This window comes from Paraburkholderia monticola (genome assembly GCF_001580545.1).
GTDB lineage: Bacteria > Pseudomonadota > Gammaproteobacteria > Burkholderiales > Burkholderiaceae > Paraburkholderia > Paraburkholderia monticola.
Genome location: NZ_LRBG01000031.1, coordinates 198,889 through 212,029 on the forward strand (window position 1 = coordinate 198,889; position 13,141 = coordinate 212,029).

At 58.1% G+C, this 13,141-nt stretch carries 11 protein-coding genes; 4 read left to right on the top strand and 7 right to left on the bottom strand.

Going from position 1 to position 13,141, the window contains the following annotated elements:
* Positions 1-462 precede the first annotated feature (462 nt).
* From CI15_RS20370 to CI15_RS35565, 4 genes are all read right to left on the bottom strand, one after another.
* Positions 463-1,071, bottom strand: a complete 609-nt coding sequence (locus tag CI15_RS20370; RefSeq protein ID WP_241495881.1) for a DMT family transporter — start codon at positions 1,069-1,071, stop codon at positions 463-465.
* A gap of 361 nt (positions 1,072-1,432) precedes the next feature.
* Positions 1,433-2,329 carry an aspartyl/asparaginyl beta-hydroxylase domain-containing protein gene (locus CI15_RS20375; RefSeq protein WP_062130259.1) on the bottom strand — a complete coding sequence of 299 codons (897 nt, stop codon included), beginning with the start codon at positions 2,327-2,329 and terminating at the stop codon, positions 1,433-1,435.
* A gap of 2 nt (positions 2,330-2,331) precedes the next feature.
* The gene (proB, locus tag CI15_RS35560) at positions 2,332-3,474 is read right to left on the bottom strand and encodes a glutamate 5-kinase (RefSeq protein WP_075643744.1); all 1,143 of its coding nucleotides are present in this window, start codon (positions 3,472-3,474) and stop codon (positions 2,332-2,334) included.
* A 27-nt stretch (positions 3,475-3,501) separates the two neighbouring features.
* Positions 3,502-4,749 carry a benzoate/H(+) symporter BenE family transporter gene (locus CI15_RS35565; protein WP_241495875.1) on the bottom strand — a complete coding sequence of 416 codons (1,248 nt, stop codon included), beginning with the start codon at positions 4,747-4,749 and terminating at the stop codon, positions 3,502-3,504.
* 508 nt (positions 4,750-5,257) lie between these two features.
* Between CI15_RS35565 and CI15_RS20385 the strand changes: the two genes are divergently transcribed.
* A complete protein-coding gene (locus CI15_RS20385) occupies positions 5,258-5,959 on the top strand; it encodes an IS6 family transposase (protein WP_062130262.1) in 702 nt (233 codons plus the stop codon).
* A 71-nt stretch (positions 5,960-6,030) separates the two neighbouring features.
* Here the strand turns inward: CI15_RS20385 and CI15_RS37755 are convergent, their stop codons facing one another.
* Positions 6,031-6,420, bottom strand: coding sequence for a hypothetical protein (locus tag CI15_RS37755; RefSeq protein WP_062130264.1), 390 nt, complete (start codon positions 6,418-6,420; stop codon positions 6,031-6,033).
* Positions 6,421-6,867: 447 nt separating this feature from the next.
* Between CI15_RS37755 and CI15_RS20395 the strand changes: the two genes are divergently transcribed.
* From CI15_RS20395 to CI15_RS20405, 3 genes are all read left to right on the top strand, one after another.
* The gene (locus tag CI15_RS20395) at positions 6,868-8,607 is read left to right on the top strand and encodes a site-specific integrase (protein WP_062130267.1); all 1,740 of its coding nucleotides are present in this window, start codon (positions 6,868-6,870) and stop codon (positions 8,605-8,607) included.
* A gap of 363 nt (positions 8,608-8,970) precedes the next feature.
* Entirely contained in the window at positions 8,971-9,744 is a 774-nt protein-coding gene (locus CI15_RS20400) for a FadR/GntR family transcriptional regulator (protein ID WP_062130269.1), read from the top strand.
* Positions 9,741-11,153, top strand: coding sequence for an FAD-binding oxidoreductase (locus CI15_RS20405; RefSeq protein WP_062130271.1), 1,413 nt, complete (start codon positions 9,741-9,743; stop codon positions 11,151-11,153). Before CI15_RS20400 ends, CI15_RS20405 begins: the two co-directional genes overlap by 4 nt.
* 53 nt (positions 11,154-11,206) lie before the next feature.
* Here the strand turns inward: CI15_RS20405 and CI15_RS20410 are convergent, their stop codons facing one another.
* Together CI15_RS20410 and CI15_RS20415 are read right to left on the bottom strand one after the other, a co-directional pair.
* Positions 11,207-12,265, bottom strand: coding sequence for a Bug family tripartite tricarboxylate transporter substrate binding protein (locus CI15_RS20410; protein ID WP_241495876.1), 1,059 nt, complete (start codon positions 12,263-12,265; stop codon positions 11,207-11,209).
* Entirely contained in the window at positions 12,262-13,137 is an 876-nt protein-coding gene (locus CI15_RS20415; RefSeq protein ID WP_062130272.1) for an MBL fold metallo-hydrolase, read from the bottom strand. The genes CI15_RS20410 and CI15_RS20415 overlap by 4 nt, the downstream gene beginning before the upstream one ends.
* Positions 13,138-13,141: the final 4 nt, after the last annotated feature.

Genomic DNA, 13,141 nt, shown 5'->3' on the forward strand with positions numbered 1-13,141 from the left:
CCCAACGAGAAGACCTTTCAAGGCTAATCAGCCAGTCTAGTGCGGCATGTCCCCGTGCTGTGAGAACTATGCAGTTGATTCCCGCATTCTGACAGCAAGCGTATCGTACGTGGCTGTATGAAATATTACACTTCAACGAAATGAATTCAAGTCGAATCAAATCGGTGAATAATTGTTCGTGGAATTGTATTTCTAATTCTTTTCGCCTAATTTTCCTAAGAACATCCAGAACATCTGCATTTGTTGGAAATCCAGGGGAAAACGATGAATTATCGATGATAGATGGCATAATGCTTCTATTAGGGAGCAAAAAATTTTCTATCTATAGAGCTTTTGTGGAGATAATCCAATCCCGTGACCAATCTCAAACATTTCCTCGAAAATTCTGTTTGAGTGGAGCACTGCAGGATAAGCTCTCATGTACCTAGCGCGCCCGCAAAGCCACCATGGCTGTTGCGAGAACTATTGTGCCTCCGACCACGGTTCTGACAAGCGGTAGTTCACGTAGAACAGCGCCGCAATTGCCGACCCGTACAAAGGTTCCAGATCGGTGAACATGCTGTCCGTTGCGACACTGACATGGCGCATGGCTGCTATGAACAGCGTATGGGCCAGTGCTGTGCAAATCACACCCCAAAAAAATAATGCAGCAATCGCTTGTGCTGTTTCGGGTAGTCCGACATGCCTCATCATCGGCAGAAGAATGAGTGTAGCGATAGAGTTTTGATAGGCAGCTATCTTAATTGGATTTTGCTCTTCTACGAGCACCCTGCTGACCAGCTGCATGAGTGCAAAGGTGAAGCCGGATGCGATTCCCCATGCAGATCCTCGGATGACGTATAACCCAATTTTGTGCGTTGACATCATAAGCCAAACTCCGAACAACATTGCCGGAATGAGTGCAAGGTGATGAGTATTTACAGCCGACTTTTCAACAAATGGTGCCAGAAACACGACGAAAATCGGAAATGATGAAAATGAGAATAAACCGATGGCTACGCCAGATAGTTGAATTGTTAGAAAAAAGCTATACCAATGAAAGGCTAGTAGAGCCCCGAGTATAAAAAGCACTTCCAATGATCCGCTTTTAACTCAAATGATATTTTTCTTAGCCGCATGATGAAAATCAGTGCTAACGCGGCAAGGCTTGCCCGTGCTTCAACGAGCATTAGTGGTGACAGGGCTGTGGCCCGGCCAATCACTCCCGCAGCCCCGAAAAGCAAGGTTGCAACATGCAACTGCACCGTTGCGGCACGAGTCCTTAGCAAGTTCAGCCCTAGTAGATGGTGTCGCGGTAAAACGCTTGCTGAAGTTCTTGGCTTCATGAAAGGCAGATGAGATGGGCAGGCAGCGAGGGCGCGCCATGGCGGCTCCCCGCGCTTCGGACCGTTCTTTCCAACATGAAGCGCGAGGGGGCAGCGAGGTTTCGTCCCTAGAAAAGACCCTTGCGGAGTGGGAAGCGCTCGTTCATTGCGCGCGATCCAATATAAAACGTCCGCATTTTCTCGCAGTGCTCCACGAGGTCTTCGCGTTGGGTCAGCTTTGCGACCTCAGACAGATTTTTGTAAATATCACTTACAGGGGAGTCGAAGCGAAGTTGAATTTGCGACAGCTTCACCAAAATTTGTTCAGCATCGTCCTTATCGTGAAATCGCTCTGAAAGCTGTTCAAGGTAGTCTTGCAAATCTTCCGATTCAATTGGTGTCCGCGAGACAACGGCAGGCTCAACCGTCTCGTCATGAATCGAACGGTCCTTGAAAATCAGCGAATAGTGGGGATTTTCTACATCAGCATATCGAAAATCCAGGCTGAGGATACGTCGGTTATCGGAGGTGAGATTGATAGCAGAGTGCGGCACCGTTGACTCCAAAATCCAAATGTCGCCCTTTCGCATACGAAAGACGCCGAATTTCTCTTCAGAATGATAAGAGTCGATGCAGGTTTCAAGAGGAATAAGAATTCGAACGTATTGGGCCTTCTCTTTGGAGAGTTCGAGAAAATCAGTGTGCGGAATGACAAGGCCGTCAATGAGGTTTCGTACGCGCGCCATCGAAATATGATCGGTATCGAAATATTCCTCGATAATTCTGCTGAGATACGGCATCGCTGCGCCGACTTCCGTTTGGATCGCGGGATGGTTAATGTCGGTAAAGACTGTGTCTTTCCACTCTCCTGATTTGTTGTAGAGCGAGTGATTGATCCATGTTCCGGAACCGAACTCGTCATATTGCTCCTTGATAGACGGGAGCTCCGAGAGGACCTTCAAGTCATTCTTCAATAATTCGCCATCGAATTTGATACGTCCTACGAGGCGTGTAGAAGTCGCCATCTTTATTCCCTTTTGTTGAAAAAATTAAAAGCGATGTTTCGGTAGTCGATCAAGTCGATAATTCGTGGGTCGACTCGAGGATTCGATGGTGCGTGTTCTCGACTCCGCATGACAACCTGTTGGATTTCTTGCGCACTGTAGTTGCTAAGACCTTTTGCCACAGCACGTTCATCAGGTGACGCGATAGTCACCACGTCGTCCCGCTGGAAACTTCCCCGCACACCAAGTACGTCGTCCGCTTGAATACTCTTTCCACCGCGCAAAAGTGCTTGTAGAGCGTCTGAATCGACCACTACTGTGCCGTAGGTTGTCAGTTGACCGGCAAGCCAGCGTTCGGTCTCAGGGAGGCTCTCCGTACTAGGAACCAATTCAGTACAGGTTGCAGTTCGTCGCCGGATTTGCTCAAGTACACCCTTGGTCCTGCCGGAAGCGATAGTGGTCGTGCCGCCTGATAGGGCAAACATTCGAGCGGATTTGACCTTACTTAGCATTCCGCCCCGGCCTATGTGACCAGCGCCACCTGCTATATCAAGGAGCCTTTCGTCTTCAGCATCCGCACGCTGAATCAGCTCGGCGTTCGGAACAGTTCTGGGGTCGCTGGTCAGCAATCCAACTTGGTCGGTAAGAATGACAAGTCGATCTGCCTTAATCATATTTCCAACAAGTGCAGCGAGCATGTCGTTGTCGCCAAAACATATCTCTTCCGTGCTAACAGTGTCATTTTCATTAACGACTGCAATGCTTCGCATTTGTGCGAGCTTGTTGAGAGTGCCCTTCACATTGAGATAACGCTGACGACTAGAGAAGTCTTCGTGGGTCAGAAGAACCTGGGCTGAACATATATTCCTTTGTCGAAAGTTAATTTCATATGCCTGCATCAATCCCATTTGGCCAACGGCAGCAGCGGCTTGGAGGGCTGCAATTTCAGATGGACGTTTTCGCCATCCGAGGCGACTCAATCCTTCAGCAACGGCACCGGATGAAACGACGACAATTTCCATGCCGGCATTGTGTAACCCAGATATTTCATCCACCCAGCCGGCCAGTGCGGTGTAGTCGAGGCCCTTCCCATCCTGGGTAAGAAGTGAACTACCGATCTTGATAACCCACCTAGTCTCAGATGGGCTGCCTGCGTATCCTGTCATCTTGAGTATGGTTTCGATGAGATTGGACTAGGTCCGCTCTGATTGTGCGGCGGTCACTGAAGCCTGCTGAGAATTCATATGTCTTTTCTTAGTAGGGGTCAGAGACGACTTTTTGGCGAGAGCGATCGAAAAAATCGCACCGGAAATTAGTCCCCAGAGAGCAGACCCGAGGCCGAAGAAAGACATACCAGAGACCGTAACCACAAACGTGATAGCCGAGGCTTCGCGATGTTTCTCACTTGCGAAGGCAGATGCCAAACTCGATACGAATGTACCGAAGAGCGCTAAGCCTGCTAATGTAGTCGTCAAACCAGCGGGAAGGCGAGCGAAGAGAGCAAGGACCGACGCGCCAAAAATTCCAACGATGAGATAGCCGACACCACAGACGACACCAGATATGTATCGGCGTTGCGGGTCTTCGTGGCACTCATTGCTCGCGCACATCGCTCCTACAATTGCTGCGGGGTTGATTCCTGAGTTTCCGAAGAATGACAGGGGAATTGACATTAGTGCGCTAGCGCCAACTACCGATCGTGGGGAAATGTCATAGCCCGCGCTCCGGAGAATGTGGATGGACGTAGCTAGTTGAGTTAGCGCGAGGAGAAACAACGGTAGTCCCAAACCAATCAGCGCTTCCGCTGAAAAACTCGGCATGGTGACCTGCGGTTTTACAATGCGAATGTCAATTCCGTGAACGCCAAAACTCGCTCCTGGAAGAGATGCGATGACCCCTATAAGTAGCGCTAGCGCAACGGCATACCGCGGGGTAAAGCGGCGACATACAACGTATACAACGACGACGGGCACTACAATTCTCGGCGCAGATTGGAGCGAGCTAAATATGCCGGCGCAAAATTCGTAGAGCACACCGGCGATCATCGCGGAGAGCAAATGAGCAGGCAGATGCTCAATCAGTCGATTGAAAACTCCCGAGAGACCAATCGCTGCAATAACAATGGACACGACAAGATAGCAGCCGATTACATCGCGAAATGGATAGTGGGAAAGCGCGACAATAAGCAGCGCAACACCCGGAGTGGACCATGCGCCGATTACTGGCATCTTATGTCGCAAGCTTAGCCAAATTCCCACGGTGCCGGCGCCAATCGACACAGCCCAAATCCAAGTGGACAATAGGTCGTGTGAGAGATGCCCCGCTTGTGCAGCTTGGACAACGATAAGTACAGGGCCGCTATAGGTTGCGACGAGTGCGATGAGTCCTGCAAGTGCAGCTGACAGCGAAAAATCTGCGCGTATTTGTTTGAGCATTGGCATGTATCTTCCGACGATGCCAGCCTTCCCGCTGACATCTTGTTCCGCCCGACATAACTCGAATCGTTACTTGGATCTGTACCGTATCTCGGGGAGGGCGCGTGTAACAAACAGTTGCTATAACACACTTTGTTCGTGGAGTTTCGATCGCATACTGGATGCGCCGGCTTGACATATCGCAATACACAAATGTCAATCGACAAGATATCTCCAAGATATGCGGGCAGATACTAGATCGCAATTCACCTAAAGGCATTAAAACTACCTAGATTAGGCCCTAGTATTTTTTTAAGATAAACCTATCAGAGAGATAGGTTGTAAAGAGATATCAATGTGATCAAAGCCGACCTTCCGGCTCGAGTGACTCGGCTGAGGAGCAAAGTGAGGCAACATGTTGGGCTACTGCCGATTCCGTTGACAGCAAATTGAGATTTTCGAGACTACCAACGGATCTGTCGCAGTAAAGCGGTCCGTTATGATGTACGGAATAAGATGAACGACAGAAACTTCGATGACGACGTTGAATCCCGCAGTGGCCCGAGTGCTCAAGCGCCTGCATTACCCGCTCGACGTGATCCTGATGTGCGTACGCTGGTACGCGGCCTATCCGCTAAGCCTGCGTCACATTGAAGAGATGGTCGCTGAGCGTGGCATCTGCGTTGATCATTCGACGGTGCATCGCTGGGCGCTCAAGCTGTTGCCAGTGCTGGAGAATGCGTTTCGCCTGCGCAAGCGGCCAGTTGGCAAGAGCTGGCGAATGGACGAGACGTACATTCGCGTCAAGGGTGAATGGCGGTATCTTTACCGGGCCGTCGACCGGGACGGCAACACCATTGACTTTCTGCTACGCGCCCATCGGGACAAGACCGCTGCCCGGCGTTACTTTGAGACATCGATCGCCTCGAATGGCGCGCCCGAGACGGTGACCATCGACAAAAGCGGCGCCAATCTCGCCGCACTCGAAGCCATCAATGCCGATCGTCAAACGTCTATCAAGATCCGCCAGTCCAAATATCTCAAGAATCTTGTGGAGCAGGACCATCGCGCGATCAAGCGACGAACGAGGCCCATGCTGGGATTCAAAACTTTTCGCTGTGCCCGGATTCTTCTGGCCGGAATCGAGATTGTGCACATGATCGCCAAAGGCCAGATGAAATGTGCTCGCGGAGCCCATCCGTCCATCGCTGATCAATTCTACCAACTGGCAACATAAGCAGTATTTTGCATATCGATCAACTCTACTCCGCGAGCCTTACTGCGACAGAACCCCAAAATTCTTCCGCGCTAGCCGCCGGTGCACGCAACCGGCATGGCGCGCCCAACGGCCCACGACGTGCGGCCTTGCTCGATAATCAGCGTTTGGCGTCCGTTGGAAAACGTGGTCCCTGAGTTTCCGATCGAGGGAAGATCGACGGCGGCTGCTCCGTCAACGGAGACCGAGGCGCTTTCTCCCATCAAGCGCACAGCCAGGCGTGTCCCATCGCAGACGTAGCTGCTGACTGGATAGGGGTTGCCGACACCGATCGACGAACTCGGCGTCGTATGCTGGCAGGCCGCCAGTGTCCATATGGAAAGCGCGCCAACGATTGAACAAAGAACGCGTTGCACCTTGCCTCTCACAACGTCCGCCATGTCGTTCGGCAGGGTAATGCTTATTTGCTGCGTGGTTCGCACGATGGGCTCCTTGATGTCGATAGGATTGAACCCTACTCTCTTGGGCGACCATCGTCCAGCCAAGCCACGCTGCACGGCATTTAGAGAACCGTATCCCAAGCACGGCGTTCAGCGTATTGCCGGCAGCGATCTCGCTGGAGTCCATGCGAGGAATGTGAAGTGAACCTCGTTGCTGGGCGCAACACAACGCCACATGTAACAAGAAGCACCGCTTGGGGAACGCAGAGGCATCCTGAATCGGGCCCAACGCGGACGTTCGAAAAAAGCACCAGGTGTCCGCTTTTGGGTCCAAGAAAATCCGGTCGCTAGATCACAGCACGGTCTTTTGCAATCCGGGCGATACCCGTCCGCGCAGCTCGGATCCGGTTACAAACGTGCCAATTAACCACGTCATTGAGATAAGTTTTCTTATCATAAGGCGTCGATTTCAGCGTTAAACTCGCGCTCATGAAAACACGCGATACCTCCGTACCGTCAATGCCCGACTCCACTCCCGCGGGCCTGCCCAACGCCGACGAACTCGCCGTGCTGCGCGCGTGGTATGCCGGCCTGCCGGTGCGGCAGGCGGTGGCGCGCTACCTGCCCACGGCATTGGGTGACGGTAAATCCGCACGCGGCGTGCTCGGCAAGATCCGTCGGAAGGTGCTCGCGGCAGCGCGGGCGATCCATCGCGACGATCTCGCCGCCCTGCTCGACCATCCCGCCGACGAACGCGAACAGCACGCCAAAACGGTTGCACACGCGATCGAGGTCCTGCGCACGGCACGACCGGCCGAGCCGCGGATTGCCGACGACATCGCGCAATGGCTCGCCCCTCGTGCGGTCCGCGTGCTGCGCGCGCACGGCATCGCGACACTGGCCGATCTGACCGTGCGGATTCCGCGGCGGCGTCAGTGGTGGAAAGCGGTGCCAGGTCTCGGATCGGCGAGCGCGCGTGTCATCGAACAGTTTTTCGCCGCGTGGCCCGCCCTCACGGAAAAAGCCCGAGCGCTCATCGTGGCGAGCCCGCGCAACGACATCGTGCCGTGGGAATCGCTGAAGCTGCCTCACGAAGTCGACGGGACCAGCGGCACGTTTCGTGCGCCACACGCAAGCTGCACGCTGGACGCATCGAATGACTATGAGGCCGTACAGACCTGGCTTGCGCTGCAGGAGTCGCCCGCCACGCAGCGCACTTACCGCAAGGAGGCCGAGCGCCTGATCCTGTGGGCGATCGTCGAGCGCGGCCGCGCGCTGTCATCGCTGACGACCGAGGACGCCATCGCCTATCGTGCCTTCCTGCGGCATCCGTCGCCACACGGACGCTGGATCGGCCAGGTGCGCCCACGCACCTCGCCCGAATGGCGGCCGTTCACTGGCAGCCTGTCCGCGCGTTCGATGGCACATGCGCTCTCCATTCTCGGCGCTCTGTTCCGCTGGCTGATCGAGCAGCGCTATGTGCTCGCCAATCCATTCGCGGGTGTGAAGGTGCGTGGTGGCAATAGCACATCGACGCTCGATGCCTCGCATGCGTTCACCGAAGGCGAATGGGCACTCGTGCGCACGATCGCCGATGGGCTCGAATGGTCGCTTGGCTGGACCGCTCCCGCCGCGCAGCGTCTACGCTTCCTGCTCGATTTTGGCTACGCAACAGGACTGCGAGCAAGCGAGCTGGTCGGCGCGACGCTTGGACACGTGGAAACCGACGCGCGCGGTGAACACTGGCTGCGCGTCACGGGTAAAGGAAAAAAGCTCGCGCGCGTCGCACTGCCCCCGCTTGCCTGGGAGGCTCTCGCGCGTTACCTGGCCGAACGCGGGCTGCCGGTCACGCAGACCCTCTGGCGCCCGGAAAAGCCGGTCATCGGCAGCCTCGAAGCCGACAGCGGCGCGGCCATCAGCAGCGTGCGCCTGTGGGGCGTGCTGCGCCGCTTCTTCCTGCTCGCGGCGGACACCATCGAAGCTGACCACGCGCCCCTCGCAGAGAAACTGCGCCGCGCGAGCCCGCACTGGATGCGGCACACGCACGCGACGCACGCGCTCGGTCGCGGTGCCGAGTTGACCACCGTGCGCGACAACCTCCGTCATGCCTCGGTCTCCACGACCTCCCTCTATCTGCACAGCGACGAGGTGAAGCGGGCGCGGCAGATCGGGGACGCTTTTGGTACGCGCAATGAGGTCGTGCGCGGCACGCATCGACGCGACGTGTGAAACCGACGAACCGACCCTCGCCAACCCTTGACCGTGAATCGCTATCGAACCCGACGCCGATGTGTTCTTTCACGGGCTCGCCGCGATTGCTGCGGGTGATGGACTATTCATCGACTACGGCCATTACCGTCGATGGCGAGGTCGCCGAAGACGTGCGCGCCCAGTACCCCTGTCGTTTTGCCGCTTCGGCCTACAGGCAGCCAATGCCGAGAGCCGGTCAGTCGTAGCGACCACGTCCCTCTTCTTCGCCTTGAGGCGCGCCGCAACGCCTGAAGCGTTCGAGGCAAGTCCCCGGCCCTGACAAATCCTCCTACTCGCCCAAAGTTTTCATATAACATGCAAACCTGATAACTGGAAAAATAGATGCTTAAATCGATGACGCTGACCCAGCAGGTCGCGCAGCAGATGACAGACGAAATCCGCAACGGCCTCTATCCGGTCGGCGCCAGGCTGCCTTCCGGCAAGGAACTGGCCGCGCGCTTCGGCGTGAGCCAGGCCGTGATCCGCGAAGTCACGGAGCGCCTGCGCTCGCAGGGGCTCATCGATAGCCGGCAGGGGTCGGGCTGCACCGTGAAGGCGCGCACGGAGGCCGGCGGCTTCCGCGTGCCCGTCGCCGCAGGCGAAGATCACGCGAGTCTCGCGAGCATCTACGAACTGCGGCTCGATCTGGAAGGCGCGGCGGCGGCACTCGCGGCCGTGCGTCGGACGGAGGCGGACATCGCGGCGCTGGCGGCGATCCTGAGATCGCTCGACGACAAGCTCTATGCACCCGACGAAGCGGTCGAACTCGATATCGCCTTTCACGTCGCGATCGCCAAGGCGACCCACAACCGCTACTACGTCGATCTGCTCCAGTACCTCAATCTCCAGATCCGCCGGGCCGTGCGTACGGCGCGCACGCATTCGCTTTCCCTTGAGCGGCTGACCGACGACGCGCAGCACGAACACTTGCGCGTTTTCGAAGCGATCCGGGCCGGCGACCCGCTGGCGGCCCGCGCCGCCGCGATGGCGCATCTGCGCTGTGCCACCGCCCGGCTCAACCTGTCGATTCCCGGACGCGATGCGCTGAGCGACGCCGCCGCCCCGGTCGCAACAACCGCAACAACCGCAACCGCGAAAAAAGCCAAGGCCAAATGAACAACAGCGCTTTCTCCCAAAGTCTGCTCGACAAGCTCGGGCCCGAGGCCGTCATCACGACGCCCGCCGACATCGCCCCTTGGCTCAGCGACTTCCGCGGCATGTACAAAGGTCAGGCCCAGGCCGTCGTGCGGCCAAACACTACAGACGACGTCGCGACCTGTATCGCGCTGTGCGCCGACGCGCGGGTGCCGGTCGTGCCGCGCGGCGGCAATACGGGCCTGTGCGGCGGCGCCACGCCGGATACCCGGTCGGACAACGTGATCCTGAGCCTCGACCGTATGCACGCGATCCGCAGCATCGACACGATCGGCAACACGCTCGTCGCCGAAGCGGGCTGTATTCTCGGCAATCTGCGCCGCGCTGCGGCCGATGTGCATCGCCTGCTGCCGTTGAGCCTCGCGGCCGAGGATTCATGCCAGCTCGGGGGCAACCTGTCGACCAATGCGGGCGGCGTCAACGTCGTGCGCTATGGGATGACGCGGGAGCTCGTGCTCGGTCTCGAAGCGGTCCTGCCCAATGGCGAGATCTTTCACGGGCTGCACACGCTGCGCAAGGACAACACCGGCTACGATCTCAAGCAGTTGCTGATCGGCGCCGAGGGCACGCTCGGTGTCATCACCGCGGCGGCGTTGCGGCTGTATTCCCGTAACGACGTGCGCGTGATCGTGTTGGCTGCGGTGGATTCGCCGCAACAGGCACTTCATCTCTTCGAACTACTGTTCGAGCGCTCGGGGCCGCGCATGCAGGCCTTCGAGTTTTTCACGGCCGAATGCGTCGACATGGTGCTGGCGCAAACCGACGGCCTACGCCAGCCGTTCGCCGACCGCCACCCCGGCTACGTGCTCATCGAACTTGCCGATACAGTCGACGAAGCCTCGTTGCGCACGCTCGTGGAGACCGTCATCGGTGAAGCGCTCGAACGTGAGTTGTGCGCCGATGCGGCGGTGTCTGAATCGATTGCGCAGGTCAACAGCATGTGGCGCTTGCGTGAGGAAATATCCGAGGCGCAGCGCGCGGATGGCCCGCACCTCAAGCACGACGTGTCGCTGCCGATCGCGTCGATTCCTGCCTTCATGGCATCGGTCGGCGAACGGATCGTCAAGCAGCAAGAAGGCATCCGGCAGATCGTGTTCGGCCATTTCGGCGACGGCAACCTGCACTACAACCTGTCGCGTCCGCTCGGCGCGCCGCGAGATTTTTTTGCCGAACACGGCGCGCGCCTGACCGCCGAAGTGCTCGATGAAGTCATGCGCTATGGCGGTAGCATCAGTGCCGAACATGGCATCGGGCAACTGAAGCGCGAATACTTCAGCCGCTACAAGGACCCGCTCGACATCCGCCTCATGCGCGAGATCCGCAAGTGCTTCGATCCACACGGAATCATGAATCCGGGCAAGATCTTCTAAGGTCTTGCAGACCTTTTCCCGACGTGGGCCGCACATTGAAACGCCGCTGACGCTCAGTTCGGCGTCACGCCCGTTTGCTTGAAGAGGCTCCGCCACTCGGCCGACTCGGTGGCGATACGGCGCGCGGCGGCTTCACCCGTGCTGCTGACCGGAACGAAGCCGATCTGCTCGAAGCGGCTTTGCACCTCAGGCTCATTGAGCGCGCTCACGATCGCCGCATGCAAACGCTCGACGATCGGCGCCGGTGTCGACGTGGGCACGAACACCGCGTTCCATGTCGTGAATTCGTAGCCGGCCACGCCCGATTCGGCGACGGTCGGCACGTCGGGAAGCCGCTTCGCGCGCGCCTTGCTCGTCACCGCGAGTGCACGCAGCTTGCCCGCGTCGACATGCGCGGCGACGTCGGTGACGCCGCTGAATTCGAGGTCGGCAAAACCGCTCAGCACGGCCATCGTGTCTTCCCCTCCGCCCTTGTACGGCACGTCGAGAAAGCGCACGCCCGCACGCGCCGAGAATTCCATGCCGGCCAGCGCGACAGGGCTGCCCGAGCCCGCCGTCGCGTTGGTCAGCTTGCCGGGATTCTTCTGCGCGTAGACGATCAGTTCCTGCACCGAGTGGATCGGCAGCGACGGCCGCACCGCGAGCACATAGGTCTGCTCGGACAACGTGCTGACGGGCTTCAGATCCTTCAAGTCGTAGCCGATGTCGCGATACATCAGTGGATTGGTCTCGAAGAAGGTATTCGAGCCAAGCAGGATCGTATAGCCGTCACCGCGCGACTTCGCGACATAGGCGGCCGCGATGTTGCCACCGGCACCCGGCTGCGCCTGCACGATGACGGGCTGGCCGAGATACTTGCCAAGCGCCTGCGCGAGAATGCGCCCCTGCGCTTCGCTCGATCCACCGGGGAACGCGATGATCAGGCGGATCGGCGCGTCGGGATAAGCGGCCTGCGCGACCGGCGCCCAGTTCATTAGCACGGCCGTGGCGATCGTCGTCGCGATCGGCAACGCGCGCGACGCAACGGTTCTCACGATCCAGTCTCGCAGACCGGCCAGCTTGCCGCGTGACCCACGCGCACCGTGCATCATCAGGCTCGTCGAGTCGCTCATGGCGCGGCCAGTTCGTAACCAGGCGAGCGGGGTCGCTCCATGATCCGGCCCACCGACGGCGTGGGGAAATGCGACGTGCAGCAGAGCGTGTCGCGATCGGCCAGGTTAGCGAGAAAATCACGCCGCGTCGCCACGGCCCGATCGGCATCGTAGTCGCGCCACATCCGCAACTCGGGATGCCGCAACTGCAGCGGCGAATGAATCAGGTCGCCCGTCACGATGGCCGCATCGCGGCTGCGTCCGAGCGCGATCGCGACGTGATCGATCGTGTGCCCTGGCGTCGGCACGAGACGGACGTGTTCGCAGCACGCATGCGTATTCGTCACCAGTTCGGCGCGGCCGGCCGCGACGATCGGCAGCACGCTATCGACGAGGTGCGCGACCGGCTCGCGAGCATTCTGCTCGGTCCAGTACGCCAGTTCCTTCTTCGAGAACACATAGCGCGCATTCGGGAAGGTCGGGACCCAGCGACCGTCCTCCAGCCGCGTATTCCAGCCGACGTGATCGACGTGCATATGCGTGCACATGACGAAGTCGATATCGCGGACGCTGAGACCCGTACGCGCAAGTCCGCTCAGATAGGCGTCGTCGTGTTTTCGATGCCAGTGCGGCCGCGACTCGCGCTCCTTATCATTGCCGACGCAGGTATCGATGAGCACGTTAAAGCGTGGCGTGCGGATCAGGTACGACTGGAAGCACAGCACGATGCGATCGTCCTCCGACAGCGCACCGAGCGATTGCAGCCACGCACGGTTTTCGGCCAGCACGTCCGGGGTCAGGTTCGGAAACATCGACGTGACGGGCACCATGGCCGCCTGGTATTCGACGATGCGATGAATCGTCATGTCGTCGATGCGGAAAATCGTGTTCATGATT

Coding starts and splice junctions, on each gene's coding strand:
- CI15_RS20410 (WP_241495876.1), bottom strand. CDS start 12,265: ATGAGCGACTCGACGAGCCTGATGATGCACGGTGCGCGTGGGTCACGC.
- CI15_RS20395 (WP_062130267.1), top strand. CDS start 6,868: ATGAAAACACGCGATACCTCCGTACCGTCAATGCCCGACTCCACTCCC.
- CI15_RS35565 (WP_241495875.1), bottom strand. CDS start 4,749: ATGCCAATGCTCAAACAAATACGCGCAGATTTTTCGCTGTCAGCTGCA.
- CI15_RS20385 (WP_062130262.1), top strand. CDS start 5,258: ATGACGACGTTGAATCCCGCAGTGGCCCGAGTGCTCAAGCGCCTGCAT.
- CI15_RS20400 (WP_062130269.1), top strand. CDS start 8,971: ATGCTTAAATCGATGACGCTGACCCAGCAGGTCGCGCAGCAGATGACA.
- CI15_RS20405 (WP_062130271.1), top strand. CDS start 9,741: ATGAACAACAGCGCTTTCTCCCAAAGTCTGCTCGACAAGCTCGGGCCC.
- proB (WP_075643744.1), bottom strand. CDS start 3,474: ATGACAGGATACGCAGGCAGCCCATCTGAGACTAGGTGGGTTATCAAG.
- CI15_RS20375 (WP_062130259.1), bottom strand. CDS start 2,329: ATGGCGACTTCTACACGCCTCGTAGGACGTATCAAATTCGATGGCGAA.
- CI15_RS20415 (WP_062130272.1), bottom strand. CDS start 13,137: ATGAACACGATTTTCCGCATCGACGACATGACGATTCATCGCATCGTC.